Annotated in this window: 16 protein-coding genes; 5 read left to right on the top strand and 11 right to left on the bottom strand. The window is 70.5% G+C overall.

What is annotated here, in order from left to right:
• Nucleotides 1-153 precede the first annotated feature (153 nt).
• Nucleotides 154-1,101 carry an NAD(+) diphosphatase gene (gene nudC / locus HNO80_RS05340; RefSeq protein ID WP_249777181.1) on the bottom strand — a complete coding sequence of 316 codons (948 nt, stop codon included), beginning with the start codon at nucleotides 1,099-1,101 and terminating at the stop codon, nucleotides 154-156.
• 382 nt (nucleotides 1,102-1,483) lie between these two features.
• Here nudC and HNO80_RS05335 point away from each other — a divergent pair, with 382 nt between their 5' ends.
• Nucleotides 1,484-2,761, top strand: a complete 1,278-nt coding sequence (locus HNO80_RS05335; RefSeq protein ID WP_175321803.1) for a macrolide 2'-phosphotransferase — start codon at nucleotides 1,484-1,486, stop codon at nucleotides 2,759-2,761.
• A gap of 6 nt (nucleotides 2,762-2,767) precedes the next feature.
• Here HNO80_RS05335 and HNO80_RS05330 read toward each other — a convergent pair whose 3' ends face one another.
• The 3 genes from HNO80_RS05330 to HNO80_RS05320 all read right to left on the bottom strand — a co-directional run bounded on the left by HNO80_RS05330 (nucleotide 2,768) and on the right by HNO80_RS05320 (nucleotide 10,082).
• Complete coding sequence (locus tag HNO80_RS05330; RefSeq protein ID WP_249777179.1) at nucleotides 2,768-6,232, bottom strand: ATP-dependent helicase; 3,465 nt, start codon at nucleotides 6,230-6,232, stop codon at nucleotides 2,768-2,770.
• Nucleotides 6,233-6,351: 119 nt separating this feature from the next.
• Nucleotides 6,352-9,606, bottom strand: coding sequence for an ATP-dependent helicase (locus HNO80_RS05325; protein ID WP_502707824.1), 3,255 nt, complete (start codon nucleotides 9,604-9,606; stop codon nucleotides 6,352-6,354).
• Between the two features lie 59 nt (nucleotides 9,607-9,665).
• Nucleotides 9,666-10,082, bottom strand: a complete 417-nt coding sequence (locus tag HNO80_RS05320) for an MGMT family protein (protein WP_175321801.1) — start codon at nucleotides 10,080-10,082, stop codon at nucleotides 9,666-9,668.
• 94 nt (nucleotides 10,083-10,176) lie between these two features.
• Here HNO80_RS05320 and HNO80_RS05315 point away from each other — a divergent pair, with 94 nt between their 5' ends.
• The 4 genes from HNO80_RS05315 (at nucleotide 10,177) to HNO80_RS05300 (ending at nucleotide 13,841) form a co-directional block, all read left to right on the top strand.
• Complete coding sequence (locus HNO80_RS05315) at nucleotides 10,177-10,887, top strand: 3'-5' exonuclease (protein ID WP_175321800.1); 711 nt, start codon at nucleotides 10,177-10,179, stop codon at nucleotides 10,885-10,887.
• 306 nt (nucleotides 10,888-11,193) lie between these two features.
• The gene (locus tag HNO80_RS05310) at nucleotides 11,194-12,219 is read left to right on the top strand and encodes a methionine ABC transporter ATP-binding protein (RefSeq protein WP_175321799.1); all 1,026 of its coding nucleotides are present in this window, start codon (nucleotides 11,194-11,196) and stop codon (nucleotides 12,217-12,219) included.
• Nucleotides 12,219-12,890, top strand: coding sequence for a methionine ABC transporter permease (locus HNO80_RS05305; RefSeq protein WP_175321798.1), 672 nt, complete (start codon nucleotides 12,219-12,221; stop codon nucleotides 12,888-12,890). Before HNO80_RS05310 ends, HNO80_RS05305 begins: the two co-directional genes overlap by 1 nt.
• A gap of 108 nt (nucleotides 12,891-12,998) precedes the next feature.
• Nucleotides 12,999-13,841, top strand: a complete 843-nt coding sequence (locus HNO80_RS05300) for a MetQ/NlpA family ABC transporter substrate-binding protein (RefSeq protein WP_175321797.1) — start codon at nucleotides 12,999-13,001, stop codon at nucleotides 13,839-13,841.
• Between the two features lie 142 nt (nucleotides 13,842-13,983).
• Here HNO80_RS05300 and hemL read toward each other — a convergent pair whose 3' ends face one another.
• The 7 genes from hemL to hemQ are packed head-to-tail and all read right to left on the bottom strand — an operon-like array spanning nucleotide 13,984 to nucleotide 21,372.
• The gene (gene hemL / locus HNO80_RS05295; protein ID WP_175321796.1) at nucleotides 13,984-15,315 is read right to left on the bottom strand and encodes a glutamate-1-semialdehyde 2,1-aminomutase; all 1,332 of its coding nucleotides are present in this window, start codon (nucleotides 15,313-15,315) and stop codon (nucleotides 13,984-13,986) included.
• A gap of 23 nt (nucleotides 15,316-15,338) precedes the next feature.
• Complete coding sequence (locus tag HNO80_RS05290) at nucleotides 15,339-16,460, bottom strand: LLM class flavin-dependent oxidoreductase (protein ID WP_175321795.1); 1,122 nt, start codon at nucleotides 16,458-16,460, stop codon at nucleotides 15,339-15,341.
• On the bottom strand, nucleotides 16,457-17,440 hold the full coding sequence (hemB, locus tag HNO80_RS05285) for a porphobilinogen synthase (RefSeq protein ID WP_175321794.1): 984 nt from the start codon (nucleotides 17,438-17,440) through the stop codon (nucleotides 16,457-16,459). The genes HNO80_RS05290 and hemB overlap by 4 nt, the downstream gene beginning before the upstream one ends.
• Nucleotides 17,437-18,357: a uroporphyrinogen-III synthase gene (locus HNO80_RS05280; RefSeq protein ID WP_175321793.1), complete on the bottom strand. Its 921-nt coding sequence runs from the start codon at nucleotides 18,355-18,357 to the stop codon at nucleotides 17,437-17,439. Before HNO80_RS05280 ends, hemB begins: the two co-directional genes overlap by 4 nt.
• 20 nt (nucleotides 18,358-18,377) lie before the next feature.
• Nucleotides 18,378-19,376: a hydroxymethylbilane synthase gene (gene hemC, locus HNO80_RS05275; RefSeq protein ID WP_175321792.1), complete on the bottom strand. Its 999-nt coding sequence runs from the start codon at nucleotides 19,374-19,376 to the stop codon at nucleotides 18,378-18,380.
• Nucleotides 19,373-20,662: a ferrochelatase gene (locus HNO80_RS05270; protein WP_175321791.1), complete on the bottom strand. Its 1,290-nt coding sequence runs from the start codon at nucleotides 20,660-20,662 to the stop codon at nucleotides 19,373-19,375. Before HNO80_RS05270 ends, hemC begins: the two co-directional genes overlap by 4 nt.
• Entirely contained in the window at nucleotides 20,659-21,372 is a 714-nt protein-coding gene (hemQ, locus tag HNO80_RS05265) for a hydrogen peroxide-dependent heme synthase (RefSeq protein WP_175321790.1), read from the bottom strand. Before hemQ ends, HNO80_RS05270 begins: the two co-directional genes overlap by 4 nt.
• Nucleotides 21,373-21,470: the final 98 nt, after the last annotated feature.

Genomic DNA, 21,470 nt, shown 5'->3' with positions numbered 1-21,470 from the left:
TGAGCCGTCGTGGGACTGTCCGGCCGGAAAGGCGCTGGACTGGAAGATATCTGTGTTCACTTCTGCTGCTCAGTCGTTGGAGTGTGTGCGGTGGACGCCGCGGCGTGTGGAACCCGCCGCACGGGGGCGCCGCCGGGTGGTGTCACGAGGACGTCAGGCACTGTCCGGGCGGTCCTGGATGACGCCCCCGTACCAGTGTTCAATAAGGGCCCGCGCGATCGAGAGTCGGCTGGAGATGACGATTTCGCCGCTCAGCACCGCTTCCTGCAGCTCGGCGCGGCTGAACCAGCGCGCCCGGGTGACCTCGACGCCGTCGGGCGTGGCCTCCGTGTCCGCCGTCGTCGCAGTGAAGCCGAGCATGAGCGATGCCGGAAAGGGCCAGGACTGGGAACCGAGGTACTGCGATGCGGTGACCCGCACCCCGACCTCTTCGCCAATTTCACGGATCACTGCCTGCTCGAGGGATTCACCGGGCTCGACGAACCCGGCCAGGGTCGAGTAGTTCCGGGAGTCGAGCGGGCCGCCGCCGCCCAGCAGCAGCCGGTCGTCCGGGCCGACGACCGTGACGATGATGGCCGGGTCGGTGCGCGGGTAATGCTCGGAATTGTCCGAGGGGCAGCGCCGGACCCAGCCGCCGGCCTCCGGGACCGTGGCGGCGCCGCAGCGCGGGCAGTGCGTATGGGTGGCGTGCCAGTTGGCAATGGCGCTGGCCTCAATGAACAGGGCCGCATCGGTGGGGTCCAGCTGCGCGGCCACCTCGCGGAAGCCGGCCCACTGCGCACCCGCCGGGATGCCCTCGACGTGCGGCTCGAACGGCTCGGCACGGACCTCGAACTGTTCCGGAAGGACGAACAGCACGTACTGGGTTCCCTCGGCCGCACGCGCTCCGGGCAGTGCGGTGCCGAGGTAAATGACCTGTTCCGGGGCGTACGCGGTTCCCTTGAGCCGCCCGGCGAGGCCGGCCGCGTCCAGGAAGACGAGCCCCTCGCCGCTCACCAGCGCCTGGCGCCGGGACAGGACCATCGCCTGCACGCCGCCGGAACTCAGCAGCTCCTCCAGCATTCCCGGCTTCAGCCTGGCCGCGGAGCCGCGATCAATCATCGCGGGGCGGACCGGAAGAACGGTGTCCCGCAACTGGTTGGCCGGGGGGCTGTCGCCCGCGGCCCGGGCCACCGTAACTCCCCCTGCCGGAGTGGCCCCAGCAGCGGGCACCGATTCAGGATCAATTTGTCCGGCATTTTGCCCGGCAATTTGCCCATCGATTTCTGCATTACCGGACTCCGGTGACTCCGCAAGACTCATGTACCCACCGTACCGACCCCCGCCGACAATTGACATTTCCGCGGGCGGTTCCGGCCGCGCGCCTGGCCGATTGCGGGAGCGGTTGCCTGAGCGGTTGCCGTTCGGCGCTATTTCGGGCCGATCTTTCAGACTCGCCGTAATGCAGCGCCGTCTTAGGGCCGGCTCAATCTACCGTGGAAGCGTGAGAAGAAAACCAATCGAACTGGCAGCTGTAGCGACTGCAGCTGTCCCCGGCCTGACCCCGACCGCCGTGAGCTCCGCGCCCGACGATCCGGCAGACTTCGATTCCGCCCTTCTCCTGGACTCCGAAGGCAAACGCTGGCGTGTTCGCTCGCCACGGCATGCCGAGGCAAGTGCGCGACTCGAAACCGAGTTCCTGGTGCTGCGCGCGTTCACCCCCGGCATCCGCGCCGAGCTTCCTTTCCTGATGCCGACCGTGGCCGGCACCGTCCGGCAAGGCACGCTCAGCACCTTCGTCTACTCCCACCTTTCCGGCGCCACGCGTTCGGTGGAGGAGCTCAGCACCGGCTCCGCCGCGCTGACCCGGGAACTCGGCGCCGCCCTCGCGGCCATCCACGACCTCCCGCATTCGCTGGTCAGTAACGCCGATCTACCCAGTTACACGCCGAACGAGTTCCGCCAGCGGAGGCTCAACGAGCTGGACCAGGCCGCCACCACGGGCAAGATCCCGCCGCTGCTGTTGCGCCGCTGGGAGCACGCGCTTGAGGACGTGTCGCTGTGGCGCTTCAACCCCAGCGTGGTGCACGGTGACCTGCACGAGGACAACCTCCTGGTCGACGGCGACCGGGTCACCGCCGTGACCGGCTGGACCGACCTGCGGATCGGGGACCCGGCCGACGACATGGCGTGGCTGGTCGCGTCCAACGACCAGGACTTTGTGGACGCCGTCCTTGCGCACTACACGTCCAGCCGCCGGGACGCCCCCGACGCCCATCTGCTGCGCCGCGCCGCACTGTCCGCCGAGTTCGCCTTGGCGCAGTACCTGGTCAAGGGCCTTGCGGCGGACGACGAGGACATGATCCGCGAGGCCGAGTCGATGCTCGCGGTGCTGGCCGAGGACGTCGCGGAACATGGCGGCCAGCCGATCAGCGTTGAGCCGCTGCCGCAGCCGGCCGTGACCGTGCAGCCGATCGGCCCGGATGCCCCCGGCTCAGCGCCCGGACAGGAGCCGCAGCCGGTCAGCGATATGGCGACCGCTGTCCATGTCACGCCGATCCCCCGCGACGAGCTTCCCGCCGCGGCGCAGGAGGACGCCGGGACTCAGGCCGCCGCTGACGGGGATCCGGAGGACAGCACTCACGACGCCGGTGCCGCCGCCACTGACGGCGATCCGGAGGACGGGAAGCCCGTCGCCGACGCTCCGGCCGCGCCAAAGCCGTCCGCTGCGGATGACACCTCCACCACGGCGCTCACCGTGGTACCCGGCCAGCGCCACTAAGGGCAGCTAGCCCGACTTCCTTCCGAGGGCCGCGGCGACGATCTCCTCCAGCCGTTCCGCGGAGCCGAGATCGTGCGGGCGGACCACCTGGTTGTCTGCCACGTAGTAGAACGCTGCCCGGACGTCCTCAAGCGGGACGCCCTTGAGCCGGGACCACGCCAGGCGGTAGACGGCGAGCTGCACGGACTTGGTCTTGAGCTGGCCGGCCGAGGGCCGGCGTCCGGTCTTCCAGTCCACGAGGTCCCAGCCGCCGTCGGCGTCGCGGAAGACTGCGTCAATGCGCCCCCGGACCACGACGTCGCCGATCCGGGTTTCCACCGGAACTTCGACGTGCGCGGGCGCCCGGTGGGCCCACTCCGACTGGCGGAAGGTCTCCACCATGGCGTCCAGGCCGTAGGCCTCGTCAATGTGGTCGTCCGAGCCGGCGGCTTCGCCGAGGTCCAGCATCCCGGACGTGCCGAAGTATTCTTCGACCCAGGCGTGGAAGGCCGTTCCCTTGCGGGCCGACATCCCGGGTTCGCGCGGGACGGGCCGCCGCAGCCGGGCCACCACGGAGGCCGCATCCTCGTCCAGGTCCACCAGGGTGGAGGCGGAAATATGGCCCGGCAGGTGCACCTCCTGGACGGCGGACCGCCGGGACCGCCGGTCCAGCAGGGTGGCCGCTTCCTGCGCCCAGCCGGCCGCCGGCCCGCGCAGTCTGCGCGCCCCGGCCGCCGCAGCTGCGGGGACCGAAGCTGCGGGTGCTGTGCCTGCCCCGGCCGGAACCGGCAGCGAGCCGGCGCCGGGCTGTTCCAATTGCTCCAGGACCCGCGCCGCGGCGGCCTCCATGGCGGCCCGGCGGCCCGGTACGAGCCGCAACCGGGCTCCGGTGTGCGGGTGGACTGGTCCTTCCAAGGGATCGTAGGGCCACAGTGCCAGCTCCAGCTCGGAGGTCAGCGGGCTTTCCTCCGGCAGGGCCTCCTCGGCGACGGAAAGCGGATGGATCTCGGCCGCGCCGGCCCCGCTCAGCACTTCGAGTTCGGCCAGGAACGGGGACATTTCGGCCAGGCCCGCCCGGGAGCCTACCCAGGCTGCGCTGGAAACCCAGAGCACATGCTTCGCACGGGTGTAGGCAACATAGGCCAGACGCCGTTCCTCAGCCTCGCCGTGGGCCTGGACCGCGGACTTGAACTCCTTCTCGGCGTCGAGCCAGCCTTTCTGGTCCGGCTGGTCCAGGTCCCACTGCGGCAGGTCGGCGCGGTCCCCGCGCAGCGGCCACGGCAGCGCGGCGGACCCGCTGCTCCAGCGCGAATCCCGGCTGGACGGGAACGCCCCGGCGTTGAGGCCGGGGACGAACACCACGTCCCATTCCAGCCCCTTGGAGGCGTGGACGGTCAGCAGCTGGACGGCCTCGTGGTTGACTTCCGGCGCGGCGGCGTCGAGGCCGTTTTCCTCGGCTGCGGCCGCTTCCAGCCAGGCCAGGAACGCGAGCACGTCGACCCGCTGCGAGGTGTGCAGGAACCCGGCGGCGGCATCCTGGAAGGCGTCCAGGTTGCGCCGGGCCTGATGGATGCTGATGCCGGGCCGGGCCGCGACTTCGATGTCCAGGAGCATGGCACGCTCCACCTCGCCCAGCAGGGTGCTGAGGTCATCGCCCATGAAGCTGCGGAGTTGACGGAGCTCGGCGGAGAGCCGCTGCAGCCGCTCCAGTGCCTCCGGGCTCAGCCGGCGGCCGTGGGCGGACGTCCAGTCGGGGCGGGGCAGCCAATCCAGCGCCTCGACCAGGCTCGCGGCGTCGGTGAGGTCGCCCTCGATGACGGTGTCGGCGGTGTCGCCGTCGACGTCGGTATCGGTGTCGCTACCGGGGCGGCCGCGGCGCCGCGCCAGGAAGCTCGACCAGTCGCGGAACGCCATCAGGTCCGCAGGCCCGATCCGCCAGCGCGCGCCGGCCAGCAGCCGCATCAGCGAGTCGGAGCGGCCCGGATCGGCCAGCACCCGGAGGGTCGCCACGAGGTCGACGATTTCGGGGGTGTCCAGCAGCCCGCCGAGGCCCACGATTTCGTAGGGAATGCCGCGCAGCTCGAATTCGCGGCGGATGCACTCCATCTGGGCCCGGCGGCGGCACAGTACGGCCATCGCCGGCGGCTCGGGCTCCTCCGTCTTGCCGGCGTCGAAGTCGGTCCGCCGGAATTTCAGCACGTCGGCGGCGATGGCCGCCGCTTCGTCCTCGTCCGTGCCGAAGCGACCCATTACCACGCGGCCCTGGACCGCGGCGGGGCTGGGCTGCAGCGGCGGGACCTCCACGGTATCGGCGCTGTCCCGGGCACCGGCGGCACCGGCATGGGCCGCCGCCTTGCTGAGCGGGGCCGAAATGACGTTGGCGGCTTCGAGAATGTGACGGCCGTTGCGCCACGCGGTGGTGAGGTACGACGTCGGCGCGACGGCGAACCGTGGCGGGCCGCCGCCGGCGTCGCCGGAATCGCGCTCACTGCCACCGCCGTCAACCCGGACCGGGAATTCGCGGACGAAGTGGAAGAGTTGGCCCGCGGACGCGCCCCGGAAGCCGTAGATGGACTGGTTCGGGTCCCCCACCGCGGTGACGGCGTGCCCGTCACCGAACAGCCGGGAGAAGAGGACAAGCTGGGCGTGGGAGGTGTCCTGGAATTCGTCCAGCAGCACCACCTTGTAGCGCTGGCGTTCCGTCTGCGCGGCCACCGGGATCTCGTTGGCCACCCGGGCCGCGAGGGCCACTAGGTCACCGAAGTCCAGGGCTCCGCGGGCCCGTTTGGCCTCCGCGTAGCGGCCGACCATGTCCGCAACGCTGGCGCGGGTCCGGAGCAGGGCGCTGAGGTCCCCCGCGGCCTGGCTGGGGTTTTTCTTGGCCGTGGCGACATACGGCAGCGCTTCGAACTCGGCCACCCGGTCCAGCAACCAGGCCCGGACCTGCGCGGGGTCCTGCAGGTGCTCCGCGCATTCCCCGGCGAGCTGGATGACCGCTTTGACCAGGGTGGACTTGGCGGAGCGGAAGTGCTGGTAGTCGCCGTCGTAGGCTTCCACCACCTCGCTCGCGAGCTGGAAGGACTGGGCACCGCCGAGGAGCACAACGTCCCGTTCGACGCCGAGCCGGAGCCCGTAGTCCGAGACGATGCCGCTCGCGTAGGAGTGGTAGGTGGAGACCTTGGGTTCCAGCGCGTCGGTGCTCAGCAGTCCGGCCGGGAACACCTTGTGGTCCGGATCGGCCGCGGCGATCCGCGCCAGGGCGGCCAGCTTGGCCCGGATCCGGGTGGCGAGCTCGCCGGCGGCCTTGCGGGTGAAGGTCACACCGAGTACTTCCTCCGGCCTGACCCAACCGTTTGCGACGAGCCACACCACACGGTCCGCCATGGTGGCGGTCTTGCCGGAGCCGGCCCCGGCGATGACAAGCCGGGGCGCCAGCGGGGATGAGATGATCCGTGACTGTTCGGCGGTGGGGCTGTTCTTCTCCCCCAGCATCGCGGACAGCTCCTCCGGGCTGAACCGCGGTTCGGGCACGGGCTTCGGCAGTGGCTTCGGCGGTGTGTCCGCCCGCGCCGCGGTCTCCGGCCCGGCCGCCGTTGTCGTTGCCTCGATACTCATTCGGTGACCTGCTTTCCGCGTGCGCACAGCGGGCAGACTTCGGGAAGCCTGCAGCCGTGGCCGCCGTGCCCGCCCTTGGCGGGGTCGTGGCGGGCTTCGAAGGTGCTGCCGGACATGACGCGGGCGGCCTCGCCGACCATCTCCAGCGCCCAGTTCGCTTCCGGATCCAGCGCCGGCTGGCTCTGCACGCCGGGGCTTTTGGTGCTGGTGCCAAGCTGGGCCAGCACCGCGCCGCCGGGCCGCGGCGGCGGACCGTCGTCCGGGCCGGTAAACCCGCCGGCCAGGACCGCGGCCTGGTAGGCGCCCAATTGGGGATGGCGTTCGAGCTCGGCCTTGCCCGGCTGACGCTTGCCGGTCTTGAGGTCCACGATCACCAGCCGGCCTTCGGCGTCGATCTCCAGCCTGTCGACCTGGCCGCGGAGCACGGCGGGCCGCGCGGGCCAGGACTCTTCACCGCCGGCAGCGTCCCCGGGCTCCAGATCGGGAAGCTTCACCTCGAAGTCCTGCTCGACGCCGAGCAGGCTCCTGCCCTCGCTCCGCATGACCAGCACGTACTGGGCGAGCTTGCGGACCATGGTTTCGGCCCGCTGGAAGTCGAGTTTGCCTTCCCAGTTGTCCTTCATCCCGAGCGCGGGCCAGCGTTTCACCAGCTCGGCCACGTACTCGCCGCCCGAGGCGTCCGGGAGATCCTGGGCGATGGCATGGACCAGGGTTCCGAGGCTGCGGGCAAAATCCGTCGCGGCCTCTCCGCCGGCAGCCTGGACGAACCAGTCGAGCGGCGACTTCTGCACCGTCTCGACCTTGGAGGGCGAGACGAAGACGGTACTGCCGGGCGGCACCACGGGGTCTGTCGACGACAACGGAGCCAGCCCCCACCAGCTGTCCGGGTGGGCGCCGGGCACGGCCGGCTGCGCGGCTGCGAGGGCCCCCAGCACGGCGGTGGCCTCGGCCGCCTCGGCGGCCCCGCCGTCAAGCTGGGCGTACTGGCGCAGTTCCGCGACGAGCGCGCGCAGGGTCAGCGGCCGCTCCACGGGCGTGAAGCCGCGCCGGTCCTGGTCCGGGTGCAGGGGCGAAACGTAGTCCAGGAAGGAGGAGGGCTGTTCGTCTTCGGAGGAGACGGCCGTGCAGATCAGCACTTCGCGGGCCCGTGAAACGGCGGTGGAGAAGCTCCGCAGCTCGTCATAGCGGATCTCGCGAAGACGGCTCAGCGGATCGAGCTGCAGGGCGTATTCGACACCGTGTTCGACGGCGTCGGCGAAAAGTGTGCTGCCGAGCAGTTCGCCGCGGAGCCGGGTGTTGGGCCACACGCCTTCCTGGAGGCCGGGCACAATGACGACCGGCCATTCCCGTCCCGCGGCGCTGGCCGGGGTCATGAGTTCCACCGCGTCCTCGAGCTGTGCCCGGGCCGCCAGCGTGTCCATCGGCAGCTCCTGGCTGAGCAGGTACTCGAGGAACTGCTCCGGACCCGAGCCCGGGAGCTGGTCCACGTACCGCTCGGCGGTGTGGAACAGGGCCATCATGGCGTCCAGGTCCCGGTCCGCGCGGGCTCCCGCTGCCCCGCCGGCCAGGGCCGCCTCGGTCCAGCGGCCGGCCAGTCCGGTGGAATGCCAGAGCGCCCAGAGCACGGTCTCGGCGTTGCCGCCCGGTGCCTCGGCGGCGTCCCGGCCGGCGCGGATCATCCGGGCGACGCGGCGGGCGGAATGCCCCTCGATGCCGAGCGTCGCCAGGGCGCCGGGGTCCAGGAGTGCTTCCACGAGCAACGCGTCGCTGGTGCGGCCGCCGCCGCCCAGGAGTTCCTCACGGCGCAGGGACTGGCGGAGCCGGCGCAACTCGATCGACGTTGCTCCGCCGATCCTCGAGGTGAGCAGCGAGACGGCGGATTCCGGGGTAAGGACGTCAGGGTCCAGCGCCACCGCGTAGGCGTCCAGCAACGGCCGCACGGCCACCTCGTCCCGGACCGCGGACTCGGCCACCGGGATCCGGACCGGGATGCCCTGGCCGGCCAGGTGGCGCTGCAGCTGGCTGAGCTGGCCGCCGTTGCGCACGATCACCGCGATGTCTCCCAGATCCCGGCCGTCGTTCAGCTGGGCTTCCAGGATGCGCTGCGCCACATAGCGCAGTTCGTGCACCGGGGACGGCAACAGGTGCGCCTCAACGACGCCGTCGCCCTGGCCCTCAAGCCCCCGGGGCGCCGGTTCGAGCCGGCGCGCCACCGTCCCGCCGGAACGCAGCGAGATCCGCTCGGCGACGCCTTGCCAGGCCTGTGCGACGGCCGGGGCGTGGCGGTGTGCGGTCCAGAGCGGCCGCTCCAGGACGGTGCCGCCGGCCGGGGCGAGCAGCCGGGGCAGCTCGGCCACCAGGTCCGGCCGCGCCCCGCGGAATCCCTGCACCACGGTGTCCGGGGAAGAAGTGACGATCGTGTCCTTGCCCGCGGCGATGTCCGCAAGCAGTTCGAACACGGCCGGGTTCGCCTCCTGGATATCGTCCACGAGGATCAGCTGGAGCCGGTCCCGCTCCGCGGCCAGGAATTCCGGGGCGTCCTGGAAAATCTGGCGTGCCGCCGTGATGATCCCGGCCGGGTCAAAGGATTCGGGCATCCGCAGGTCAAGGACGTCGCGGTACTCGGCATAGAGGGCGGCCGCGGCGGTCCAGTCCGGCCGGCCGCAGCGCTGCGCGAGGGCCGCCAGGTCCTGCGCGGTGCGCCCGGATTCGATAATCCGGTCGAAGAGCTGGCGGACTTCCTGCCGGAAGCCGCGGGTCTGCAGGGCGGCGGCCAGGTCCTCGGGCCAGGGCAGCTCCAGCCCGGGCTGGGCATGGCCTTCGAGGAGTTCCTTGATGATCAGGTCCTGTTCGGGCCCGGAGAGGAGCTTCGGCGCACGCGGCAGCGGCAGGATGCCCTCCGCCTTGGCACGCCGGATCAGGTCGAAGGCGTACGACGCCCAGGTGCGGGCCGGCGTCGTGCTCAGGCTGCGGTCCAGGCGCGCGGTGAACCGGTCGCGCAGCGCATCGGCGGCCAGCCGGCCGGGGGCCAGGATCAGCATCCGCTCAGGGTCCAGGCCGTCGCGCTGGGCCCGGCGGACGGCGGCCTCGACCAGGACCGTGGACTTGCCGGTGCCCGGCGCGCCGGGCACCAGGACGGGTCCGGAGCCGTGCGCGACGTCGACGGCGTCCCGCTGGTCCGGGGAGAGTACCGGGACGGCGCTGTGCTGCGTCCGGGGCGGCAGCAGCCGCAGGCCCGTCTGGCTGGGCACGCTTTTGTTGGGGGTGTTGTTGGGGGCGGTTTTGTTGGGGGCGGTCCGGCTGGGGCTACTCACACAGACATTTCATCATTGGGGACAGACAGTTTATGCAGCTCCCGTTCGAGGCGTTCGGCGATGGCGTCGATCTGCTCGAAGTCCGGCTCGGACGGCGCCCACCGGGCCGCCATCAGGTCGACCCGCCAGCGGCCCTCGCCGGTGCGCTCGTATTCCAGATAGCTGCCCAGCAGCGGTGTTCCTTCGGCGAGGTAGAAGGCCAGGGCCTCCCGCTCGTGGCCGGGCGGGGCGTCTCCGTTGGCTTTGAGGATCCGCCACCAGGGAACGGCACTGCCGTGGTGGCTCATTACCGAGCCGACCTGGCGGGGGCCGCCTGCGCCCAGGAGTTCGGCGACGTCCCCGTAGGCGACGGCGGTGCCCGCCGGGACCATCTCCGCGAGCTCCAGTACCGCCTCCACATACTCCGTCCGCATGGACCAAGGTTACCGGTGCCGGCTGCCGCCGGTCATCGCAAGGCACTGCACGGCGTTGCAAAAAACTGTCGGCGGCAGCAGGTAGCGTTGAAGCATGAGCACCTGGCACACCCTCCCCCGCGCAGCCTTCGACCTGGAAACCACCGGGCGGAATTCCCGCGCTGCGAGGATCGTGACGGCATCCGTGACCGTGGTGGACGCCGACGGATCGGTCATCAAGGAGCACGAGTGGCTGGCCGATCCCGGGGTGGAGATCCCCACCGAGGCCAGCGACGTCCACGGCGTCACCACCGAGCAGGCCCGCCGTGACGGCCGGCCCGCGGCCGAGGTGACCCGGGAGCTGGCGGCCGTGCTGCAGGAGCTGTTCGACACCGGTGTGCCGGTCATTGCCTTCAACGCCAGCTACGACTTCACCGTGCTCGCCGCCGAGTCGGCCCGCTACGGCGTGCCCCAGCTGAGCCGCTTTCCCGTGCTGGACCCGTTCATCATGAACAAGCAGGTGGACCGGTACCGTAAGGGCAAGCGCACCCTGACCGCGCTGTGCGAGGAGTACGGCGTCAGCCTCGACAATGCGCACACCTCCGCGGCCGATGCGCTGGCCACGCTGCGGATGCTGGACGCCATGGCCGGGAAGTTCCCCAAGCTCCGGATGCCGGCCGCCCACCTGCACCAGCTCCAGGTGGAGTGGGCGTCTGCCCAGGCCGCGGATTTCCAGAGCTACCTGCGCAAGACCAAGCCCGCGGCCGTGATTGAGGGCGACTGGCCGGTTCTGCCGCCGGAAGACGCCAGCCGGGGCGACTTCTAGCCCTACGCGCGGGTTCTAGCCCGGCGCGCGGGGCCAGCGGCACCGACCTGCCAAGCTACTGGGACTGAGATCACAGCGGCGGTTCCCCCCTTCCGGCGGCTGCAGGTGCCCTCAGGGATTTGGCCGCCGGACCGCTCCCGGTTTCCCGCCGCGCCCAGTGACCTTCAAGTCGAAATTATCTGCACCCAATGGCGCTTTATGACGAACTAAATGCGCGAGTGGATGCCCTTTGGCGCCGCTGACATAATTTAGTTCAGAACAGGGCGTGTGTTATGTCGCGCCCGGACCCCAACCGCCAAGGGATAAATGATCACAGTTACCGACCTTCGCAAGGTCTACCGGCAGGGCAAAATGGAAGTGGTGGCGCTCGACGGCGTCACACTCTCCGTGCCGAAGGGCTCGATCCACGGCATCATCGGACACTCCGGCGCCGGCAAGTCGACGCTGGTGCGCTGCCTGACCCTGCTGGACCGCCCCACCTCCGGATCCGTCAGCATCGACGGCACCGAACTGAGTTCCGTGCGGGACTCGGAAATCCGTGCTGCGCGGCGGCGCATCGGCATGGTTTTCCAGCACGCGAACCTGATGGACTCCCGGACCGCCGCCGGCAACGTGGCGCACCCGCTGGAGCTCGTCAAGACCCCCAAGGACAAGATCCGGACCCGCGTTGCCGAGCTCCTCAAGCTCGTGGGACTCGAAGGCTTCGAGAACGCCTACCCGTCCCAGCTCTCCGGCGGCCAGCGCCAGCGCGTCGGGATCGCGCGGGCCCTCGCCTCGGACCCCGAGGTGCTGCTCTGCGACGAGCCCACCTCGGCCCTGGACCCTGCCACCACTGAGGAAATCCTGGACCTGATCCAGGACCTGACCCGGCGGCTGCAGCTGACCGTCCTGATCATCACGCACGAGATGAACGTCGTGAAGCGGGTCTGCGACTCGGTGTCCCTGCTGTCCCGGGGCCGCATCATCGAACACGGCGCCCTGCAGGAGGTGGCCGGCGAGCTGGACAGCAAGCTGGCCCGCGCCCTGCTTCCGCTGCCGCCGTCGGAACCCCTGCACGGCGCGCTGCAGCGCGGGCCGGTCCTGGAGATCCTCTTCTCCGGCGAGAGCGCCAAGGAACCGGTCCTTACCGGCGTCGCCCGGCACTTCGACATGGACCTTAACGTCCTCGCCGGCAGCGTCGAGACCCTCGGCGGCCAGCAGTTCGGGCACCTCCGGGTGCAGCTCGCCGAAAACGCCGATTTCGACGCCGTCCTCCACTACCTGCACGAGCGGGGCATCAGCGCCAAGCGCGTCGCCGCCGATGCTGCTGCGGCGGAAGAAGGAGCCAACTAATGAACGACATTTTCAGCAACCCCGTGCTGGCCAGGGCCCTCCCCGAGGCAATCATGGAGACCCTGCAGATGGTCGGCATCTCGGCCTTTTTCACCGTGCTGATCGGCCTGCCGCTGGGCGTCTTCCTGCATGTCACGGCCCCCGGCGGACTGCGCCCGATGCCCGTCACCAACCGGATCCTCAGCGACGTGATCGTCAACATCACCCGGTCCATCCCGTTCGCCATCCTGATGGTGGCGCTCATTCCGCTGGCCCGCGCCCTGACCGGGACGAGCCTCGGCCCGATCGCCGCGTCGGTGTCGCTGTCCATCGGCACCATCCCCTTCTTCGCCCGGCTCGTCGAATCCTGCCTGCGCGATGTGCACCACGGCAAGATCGACGCCGCCCAGGTGATGGGGTCCACCAACATGCAGGTCATCAGCAAGGTGATGCTGCGCGAATCCCTGCCAGCCCTCGTCGCGGCCGCCACCACCACGGTGGTGACCCTCGTGGGCTACTCCGCGATGGCCGGCCTCGTCGGCGGCGGCGGCCTCGGCAAGCTGGCCTACAACTACGGCTTCCAGCGCTTCGACGTCACGGTCATGATCGTCACCATCGTCCTGATCGTCGTCCTCGTCCAGGTCATCCAACTCGTGGGCGAGCGGATTTCCCGCGGCCTCGACCACCGCTGACCCGACAAACAACCACCCCAGCCTTGCAGCGGGTAGCCGCCCTCTGCATCTGCGCGGACCACGGCACCGCCGTCGTGTTTTCCGCCTATTTCGAAAGGAACGCATCCGATGCGTAAGTCACTCACCCTCTTGGCCACCGGCATTGTCACTGCCCTGGCGCTGACGGCTTGCGGTGGTTCGTCCACCCCCAGCGCCCAGGTCACGACCCTGGATCCGGCGAAGCCCGCCACCCTCAAGGTCGGCGCCAGCCCGGTCCCGCACGCCAAGATCCTCGAATTCATCAACCAGGAGCTCGCCCCCAAGGCCGGCCTCAAGCTGGAGATCAAGGAAATCGAGGACTACCAGACGCCGAACACCGCGCTGAGCGACGGCTCCCTGGACGCCAACTTCTACCAGCACCTGCCGTGGTTCGAGGACCAGGTCAAGACCAAGGGCTACAAGTTCGGCCACGGTGCGGGCGTGCACATCGAGCCCTACGCCGCGTTCTCGGAAAAGGTCAAGGACATCAAGGACATCAAGGACGGGGCCAAGGTCGCCATCACGAACGACCCGTCCAACCAGGTCCGGGCCCTCAAGGTCCTCCAGGTCGCCGGCCTGGTCAAGGACATCAAGGACGACACCTCGGTGCTGACGCTCAGCGACGAACAGAACCCCAAGAAGCTGAAGTTCTCCGAGAACCAGCCGGAACTGCTGATCAACGACCTCAAGGACCCCTCGGTGGATCTGGCCCTGATCAACGGCAACTTCATCCTCAAGGCCGGACTGAGCACCAAGAACGCCCTCGCGGTGGAATCCGTGGACAACAACCCTTACGCCAACTTCCTGGCCTGGCGTGAGGACTCCAAGGACGACGTGCGGATCAAGAAGCTTGATGAGCTGCTGCACTCCCCCGAGGTCAAGGCCTTCATCGAGAAGGAATGGCCCAACGGCGACGTGACCCCGGCCTTCTAGGCCCGGACCAGCGTTAACGACTTTCGGCACCCGCCGCGGCGGGTGCCGAAAGTGTTTAAAGGGCGACGACGGCGACGGCCTCGAGGGCCGCAGCCGCCGGCTCGCTAGGCCTGCGCCGTGATCCTAGGCCTGCGCCGTGCTCCTAGGCTTCAGCCGCGGCGGCGGCCCGGGCGGCGGCCGGCAGGGCTTCGAAGATCCGGTTCATCGCGGCGTCGTCGTGCGCGGCGGAGAGGAACCAGGCCTCGAACACCGACGGCGGCAGGTACACCCCGGAGTCCAGCATCGAGTGGAAGAACGGCGCGTAGCGGAAGACCTCCTGGCCCTGCGCATCGTCGTAGTTGTGGACGCCGCGGGCCGAGGTGCCGAAGGCCACCGAGAACAGGTTCCCGGCGCGCTGGATGGAGTGGTCCACCCCTGCCGCGTCCAGCGCCGAGGACAGGGCGCGGGAGAGTTCCAGCGACCGGGCGTCGACGAATGAGTAGACCTCGGGGGTCGCGTAGGTGAGGGTAGCGACGCCGGCAGCCATCGCCACCGGGTTCCCGGAGAGGGTGCCGGCCTGGTAGACCGGGCCCACCGGGGCGAGGTAGTCCATGACCTCGGCGCGGCCGCCGAGGGCCGCCGTCGGCATGCCCCCGCCGATGACCTTGCCGAAAGTCAGCAGGTCCGGGGCCCAGGGCTCGGCGGCGTCGGCCGCCCCGCCGGTGAGGCCCCAGTAGCCCGAGTAGCCGGTGCGGAACCCGGTGAGGACCTCGTCGAGGATCAGCAGGGCGCCGTGTTCGCGGGTGATCCGGGCCAGGCCGGCGTTGAAGCCCTCGCCCGGGGTGACCACGCCCATGTTGGCCGGCGCGGCCTCGGTGATGACGGCGGCGATGCTGTCGCCGTGTTTGGCGAAGGCGGCTTCGACGGCGGCGAGGTCGTTGTAGGGCAGCACGAGCGTCTCGGCGGCCGTGGCGGCGGTGACGCCTGCCGAGCCGGGCAGCGCGAGGGTCGCGAGGCCGGATCCGGCGGCGGCGAGGAGGCCGTCGAGGTGGCCGTGGTAGCAGCCGGCGAACTTGATCACGAGGTTGCGCCCGGTGTAGCCGCGGGCCAGCCGGATGGCGGTCATGGTCGCCTCGGTGCCGGTGGAGACCATCCGGACGCGCTCGGCCGCCGGGACGCGCTCCTGGACGATTGCGGCGAGGTTGGCCTCGTCCGGGGTGGAGGCGCCGAAGGACAGTCCGCGGTCGACGGCGGCGTGCACGGCCGCGAGGACGGCCGGGTGGGCGTGGCCCAGCAGCGCCGGCCCCCAGGAGCAGACCAGGTCGACGTACTCGGCGCCGTCGGCGTCGGTGAGGTACGGGCCCTTGGCGGAGACCATGAAGCGGGGCGTGCCGCCCACCGAGCCGAAGGCCCGGACCGGCGAGTTGACGCCGCCCGGCATCAGGCGGCGGGCGCGGTCGAAGAGTTCCTCGTTGCGAGGGTGGCTGGAAGTCATGGTTCCTATTCTCTCAGTGGTTCTCACAGGGGCCGGTCACTGGCGGGCACCCCGCCGGCCACCAGGGCGGCCACACGGGGCGCAACTTCGGTGCCGAACAGCTCGATGGAGCGCATCATGGCGGCATGCGGGAGCGTGCCGTTGCTGTATTTGAGGTCGAAGCGGTCCACGCCCAGGTTCCGTTTGAGCAGGGCGATCTTCGCCGCCACCGTGTCCGGCGAGCCGACGTAGAGCGCACCCTCGGGGCTGCACAGGTGGTCGAACTCGTCGCGGCTGCCCGGACCCCAGCCGCGCTCGGCGCCGATCTGGTTGCGCTGGCCCAGCCAGTGCGGGAAGAACTCCTCCCGCGCGTCCTCATCCGTGGCCGCGATGTGGCCGGGCGAATGCGTGGCCACCTGCTGCAGCGGGTGCCCGTATTTGGCCATGGCCTCGCGGTAGAGCCCGGCCAGCGGACCGAAGGACCGTGGCTGGCCGCCGATGATGGCGAAGATGATCGGGTAGCCGTATTCGGCGCAGCGCAGCACCGATTCCGGGGTGCCGCCGACGCCGATCCAGGCCGGCAGCAGGTGGTGTTCGAGCGGCGGGTAGACGCTGAGCCCGTTGATGGGCCGGCGGGTCCGGCCCTCCCATTTGATCGGTTTCTGGGCGCGGACCTTGTCGAAGAGCTCAAGCTTTTCCTCGAACAGGACCTCGTAGTCGGCCAGGTCCAGTCCGAACAGCGGGAAGGACTCCACGAAGGAACCGCGGCCCAGCATGACCTCGGCCCGGCCGTTGGAGATGGCGTCGACGGTGGCGAAACGCTGGAAAACCCGGATCGGGTCATCGGAGCTGAGAACGGTGACGGCGGAGCCGAGCCGGATCTTCTTGGTCCGGGCCGCGGCGGCGGCGAGGAAGACCTCGGGCGCGGAGACGGCGAAGTCGCGGCGGTGGTGCTCCCCCACCCCGAAGGCGTGCAGCCCCACCTGGTCCGCGAGTTCGGCCTGTTCCAGCAGTTGCCGGAGCACCTGGGCGTGCGGGACAGGGTGCCCGTCGGGGAACACCCCGACGTCGCCGAAGGTGTTCAGGCCGAGCAGGATCTGGTCCGGGCCGACCGGCGCGGTCGGGTTGGCGCCCGACGCGGGGTCCGGCACTCCCGCGGCGCTCATCGGGTTTCCTTCAGCCAGCCGGCGAGTTCGCTGGCCCAGTAGGTCAGGACCATGTTGGCGCCGGCCCGCTTGATGCCGAGCACGGATTCGGTGATGGCGGCGCGGCGGTCGATCCAGCCGTTCGCGGCGGCGGCCTCAATCATCGAGTATTCGCCGGAGATCTGGTAGGCGGCCACGGGCACCGGGCTCATCGCGGCGACGTCGGCCAGGATGTCGAGGTAGCTCATGGCGGGTTTCACCATCACCATGTCGGCACCCTCTTCGAGGTCCAGCTCCACTTCGAGGATCGCTTCGCGGCGGTTGGCGGCGTCCATCTGGTAGGTGCGCCGGTCCCCGGTGAGCTGCGAGTCGACGGCTTCGCGGAAGGGGCCGTAGAACGCGGAGGCGTATTTGGCGGCGTAGGCCACCACGGCCGTGTTGGCGTGGCCCGCCTCCTCCAGGGCCTGCCGGATCACCGCGATCTGGCCGTCCATCATGCCGGAGGGGCCGAGCACGTGCGCGCCGGCGTCGGCCTGGGCCACGGCCATCTGGCCGTAGATCTCCAGGGTCGCGTCGTTGTCGACGTAGCCGTGCGCGTCCAGGACGCCGCAGTGGCCGTGGTCGGTGAATTCGTCGAGGCAGACGTCGCTCATGATGACCAGGTCGTCGCCGACCTCGGCTTTCACATCGCGGATGGCTTTGTTCAGCACGCCCTCGGGGTCCAGCGAGGCGGTGCCGCGGGCGTCCCGTTCGGCCGGGATGCCGAAGAGCATGATGCCGCCCACGCCCAGCTGCACGGCCTCGGCGGCGGCGCGCTTGAGCGAGTCGGTGGTGTGCTGCTGCACGCCGGGCATCGAGGCGATCGGGTTCGGCTCGGAGAGGCCCTCGCGGATGAAGGCGGGCAGGATGAGTTCGGCTGCCGAGAGGCGGTGTTCGGCCGTCAGCCGCCGCATCGCGGGGGTGGTGCGGAGCCGGCGGGGGCGGTGGGTCGGGAAGCTCATGTCTGGTCCTTCACAGTCTGCTCGGGGTCGGGGTGGGGTGCGGGGTGCGCCGGATCCAGGGCGCGGATGACGGCGGCGACAAGTCCGGAGGCGGTGGGTTCCTCGGCAACGGCGGCAACCGGCAGTCCGAGGGCCAGGGCCTCGGCCGCCGTCGAACGTCCGATCGCGACGAGCTGGCAGCCGCCCAGCGGCGACAGCCCGGTGTGGACGCGGCGCGCGGCGCTCGGTGACGCCGCGACGACGGCGTGCAGGGTTCCGGCGTCGATCGCGGCTTTCGCGTCGGCCACGGTCAGGACCGCGGCGTCGTGCGCCTGCGGGTCGGGGGCGGCGGCGAGGCTGCGTCGCGGGTCCGCGGGGAAGTCGACGGTGCGGTAGGCGGTGACGGCCTGGACCGAGGCGCCGCGGGCCTCCAGCCCCCGGCGGAGCCGCGGGTCGGCGATGTCGGCCTGCGGCAGCAGCACGCTGCCGTGGCCGTGGGGCCAGATGTCGAGCAGCCCCGCTCCGGACTGTTGGCCGGCGGGCGCGAGGTCCACGGCGATGTCCAGGCCTTCAAGCATGCGGCGGGTGGCCGGGCCGATGGCGGCCACCTGCAGGCTGCCCGGAAGCCACGCGCTGAGGGCCGCACCGCGTTCGGCCGCCTTGGCTTCGAGGACCTGGACCGTGGTGACGCTGCTGACCACCAGCCAGGAGTAGGCGCCGGCGCCGAGCGCGTCGAAGGCCACATCCAGCGAGTGCTGGTCGGAGGCGCGCTCGAAGTCGATGAGCGGCAGCAGCAGCGGCTCGGCGCCGGTCTCGCGGAGCGCGGACACCAAAGCACCGGCCCGGTCCGGATTGCGGGTCACCAGGACCCGGGCGCCCTCGAGGACCCTGGGCCCGGCGTCCCCGTCCGGCCGGCGGCTGGCGCTGCGGCGTCCCATCAGGTGAGAATCCGTCCGGCTCAGGAAGCGGCCAGGTCGGCGATGTCGGCAGCACCGGCCGCCAGCAGCGCCTCGGCCAGTTCGATTCCCAGCAGGGTGGCGCCGACCTCGGTCAGTCCGTCGGTGGCCTTCTTATCCCGGACCGTCGCGGTGCCGTCCACGGCGCAGACCACGGCTTCGAGGTGCAGCATGCTGCCCTTGCGGGAGGCGTAGGCGCCCACCGGAGCGGCGCAGCCGGCCTCCAGCCTGGCCAAGAGCGCGCGTTCGGCGGTGACGGCCAGCCGGGTGTCTGGGTCGTCCAGGGCTGCGAGGGCCTGGGCGAGCACGCCCTGGGAGCCCTCGGTGGACCCGGCCTTGCGCGGCGCGTCGGAGCTGCGGCATTCGATCGCGAGCGAACCCTGGCCGGCGGCCGGGAGCATCACCTCGGTGTCGAGGTATTCGCTGACCGCGTCCAGCCGGCCGATCCGGTGCAGGCCGGCGGCGGCCAGCACGACGGCGTCGAGGTCGCCGGACTTGCCTTCGACGACGTCGGAGGTGGTGTTCCCCGGCAGGCCCGGCACGCGGCCCAGGCGGGTGTCCACGTTGCCGCGGATGTCACGGATGTCCAGGTCCGGCCGGGCGGCGCGCAGCTGGGCGGCCCGGCGCGGGGAGCCGGTGCCGACGGTCGCGCCGGCCGGCAACTGGGCGAGCGTGAGCCCGTCCCGGGCGCAGAGCACGTCCCGGACGTCCACGCGCTTCGGCGTCGCGGCGAGGGTCAGGCCCAGCGCAGCGCCGGTGGGCAGGTCCTTGAGTGAATGGACCGCGACGTCGCACGCGTCCCGCAACAGGGCGTCGCGCAGCGCCGCAACGAACACGCCGGTGCCGCCCATCTGGGACAGCGGGCCGGTCAGGACGTCGCCGTCGGTGCGGATGTGTACGAGTTCCACCGGGAACCCGCCGACGGCGGCCAGCTGGTCCGCAGTCTGCTGGGTCTGGGTGAGGGCAAGTTTGCTGGCCCGGGTGCCGATCCGTACGGTCACGGCGTGGCCTGGCCTGCTGCCGGGACCGCCCCGTCCGCAGCCGCGGGTGCCCCTGCCGGGTAGGGATCGTGCCCCGTTCCGACGGTGGTGTCCGCGCCCGCGATGGTGGGCTTTTCGCCGCGGAAGTTGGCGCAGCAACCGGGCCGGCAGACGTCGTACCAGGGGCCGAGCTTGGTCAGGTGCGGCCGGTCGGCGATGTTGTTTGCCGCCGTCCGCTCGCTGATCAAGTCCACGATCCCGGCGACGAACTTGCGGTGCGTTCCCGGCGTGGGAACGCGGGTGGCGGCGAGGCCCAGCTTGCCGCAGGTTTCCAAGGCCTCGGTGTCGAGGTCCCAGACGACTTCCATGTGGTCGCTGACGAAGCCCAGCGGCACGATCACGACGCCCTTGATGCCCTGGCCGGCGAGCTCCTCGATGGCGTCGTTGATGTCGGGTTCGAGCCACGGCACATGCGGGGCCCCGGACCGGGACTGGTACACGAGGGACCAGGGGGCGGCCAGGCCGGTTTCGGCTTCGACCCGGCGGATGACCTCGGCGCCGGTGGCCAGGTGCTGGGCCACATAGGCGGAGTCCTGTTCGAACTGGCGCGGCTCGCCCTCTGAGCGGCCGGCGGCTTCGGCGTCGCGGGTCGGAATCGAGTGGGTCGCGAAGAGGATGTGCACCGGCGCGTCCGGGGTGCCGGTTGCGGCCAGCTGGGCGCGGACGTCGGCGAGGCCGGCGGCGGTGCCTTCGATGAAGGGCTCCACGAAGCCCGGGTGGTCGAAGTACTGGCGCACCTTGTCCACCTCGAGCTTGCCGTCCAGCCCGGTCTCGGTCAGGGCCATGCCGATGTCCTCGCGGTACTGCCGGCAGCTGGAGTAGCAGGAGTACGCGCTGGTGGTGATCATCAGGACCTTGCGGTGCCCGGCGTCGTAGATCTCCTGCAGGGTCTGCGGGATGTAGGGATCCCAGTTGCGGTTGCCCCAGAAGACCGGCAGGCCGATGCCGCGTGCAGCGAGCTCGGCCTCCATGGCGGCCTTGAGCTCGCGGTTCTGCTGATTGATCGGGCTGATGCCGCCGTTGGCGCGGTAGTGGTGCGAGACCTCTTCAAGCCGCTCGTCGGGGATGCCGCGGCCGCGGGTGACGTTGCGCAGGAACGGGATGACATCTTCCTGGCCTTCGGGACCGCCGAAGGAGGCGAGCAGCACGGCGTCGTAGTCCTTGGGGGCCATCCGGCCGGCTTCGGTGACGGGATTCACGGCGACGGCCATGTTCTCCTGGGGATCCTGCGGATCGAGCGGGCTCATGCTAGGACCTCGGCAATCTCGACGGCGCTGACGCGGCGGCCGGTGTAGAACGGGACTTCTTCGCGAACGTGGTGGCGAGCCTCGGTGGCGCGCAGGTGGCGCATCAGGTCGACGAGGTCCACGAGTTCCGGGGCTTCGAGGCCCAGGATCCATTCCCAGTCGCCGAGGGCGAAGGAGGAGACGGTGTTGGAGATGACCTGAGGGAAGTCCCGGCCCAGCAGTCCGTGGTCGCGGAGCATCGCGCCGCGCTCGGCGTCCGGGAGCAGGTACCACTCGTAGGAGCGCACGAAGGGGTAGACGCAGAGCCATTCGGCCGGTTCCACGCCGCGGGAGAAGGCCGGCGTGTGGTTCTTGGCGAACTCGGCCTCGCGGTGCACGCCCATCGCGGACCAGGCGATCTCAGTCCCCGTGAAGAGCTTGCTGCGCCGGATGTCGCGCACGGCGCGCTGCAGCGCTTCGGCCCGCGGGCCGTGCAGCCAGATCATGATGTCCGCGTCGGCCCGCATCGCGGACACGTCGTAGCTGCCGCGGTGGACGACGCCGTCCTCGGCCAGCCGTCCGATGAGTGCATCGAAGTCCTCGGCCGCGTCGCCGCTGCGCAGGACATCGGCGGAGCGCTTGAAAACTGTCCAGAGCGTGAAGAACTGCTCGGTAGATTCCTCGGCTACTGTTCCGGTTTTAGTGACAGATTCGGCAGAAGTGTGGCTCATGGATACCAGTCTGCCCCCTCCCCCGAGCTAAGTCGAAATAGAGCACTTCTACAGCGTGTAGAAGTGCTCAATTTCACAGCGGAACGGTTCCGGCGGCC

It is taken from the genome of Arthrobacter sp. C9C5 (assembly GCF_013359735.1).
GTDB lineage: Bacteria > Actinomycetota > Actinomycetes > Actinomycetales > Micrococcaceae > Arthrobacter.
This window is presented reverse-complemented; position numbering and strand designations above follow the sequence as displayed.

Excerpts from the sequence above, each read along its gene's own strand:
- nudC (WP_249777181.1), bottom strand. The coding sequence starts at position 1,101 with ATGATTGATCGCGGCTCCGCGGCCAGGCTGAAGCCGGGAATGCTGGAG.
- HNO80_RS05330 (WP_249777179.1), bottom strand. The coding sequence starts at position 6,232 with ATGCTGGGGGAGAAGAACAGCCCCACCGCCGAACAGTCACGGATCATC.
- HNO80_RS05320 (WP_175321801.1), bottom strand. The coding sequence starts at position 10,082 with ATGCGGACGGAGTATGTGGAGGCGGTACTGGAGCTCGCGGAGATGGTC.
- HNO80_RS05315 (WP_175321800.1), top strand. The coding sequence starts at position 10,177 with ATGAGCACCTGGCACACCCTCCCCCGCGCAGCCTTCGACCTGGAAACC.
- HNO80_RS05310 (WP_175321799.1), top strand. The coding sequence starts at position 11,194 with ATGATCACAGTTACCGACCTTCGCAAGGTCTACCGGCAGGGCAAAATG.
- HNO80_RS05305 (WP_175321798.1), top strand. The coding sequence starts at position 12,219 with ATGAACGACATTTTCAGCAACCCCGTGCTGGCCAGGGCCCTCCCCGAG.
- HNO80_RS05300 (WP_175321797.1), top strand. The coding sequence starts at position 12,999 with ATGCGTAAGTCACTCACCCTCTTGGCCACCGGCATTGTCACTGCCCTG.
- hemL (WP_175321796.1), bottom strand. The coding sequence starts at position 15,315 with ATGACTTCCAGCCACCCTCGCAACGAGGAACTCTTCGACCGCGCCCGC.
- HNO80_RS05290 (WP_175321795.1), bottom strand. The coding sequence starts at position 16,460 with ATGAGCGCCGCGGGAGTGCCGGACCCCGCGTCGGGCGCCAACCCGACC.
- hemB (WP_175321794.1), bottom strand. The coding sequence starts at position 17,440 with ATGAGCTTCCCGACCCACCGCCCCCGCCGGCTCCGCACCACCCCCGCG.
- HNO80_RS05280 (WP_175321793.1), bottom strand. The coding sequence starts at position 18,357 with ATGGGACGCCGCAGCGCCAGCCGCCGGCCGGACGGGGACGCCGGGCCC.
- HNO80_RS05270 (WP_175321791.1), bottom strand. The coding sequence starts at position 20,662 with ATGAGCCCGCTCGATCCGCAGGATCCCCAGGAGAACATGGCCGTCGCC.
- hemQ (WP_175321790.1), bottom strand. The coding sequence starts at position 21,372 with ATGAGCCACACTTCTGCCGAATCTGTCACTAAAACCGGAACAGTAGCC.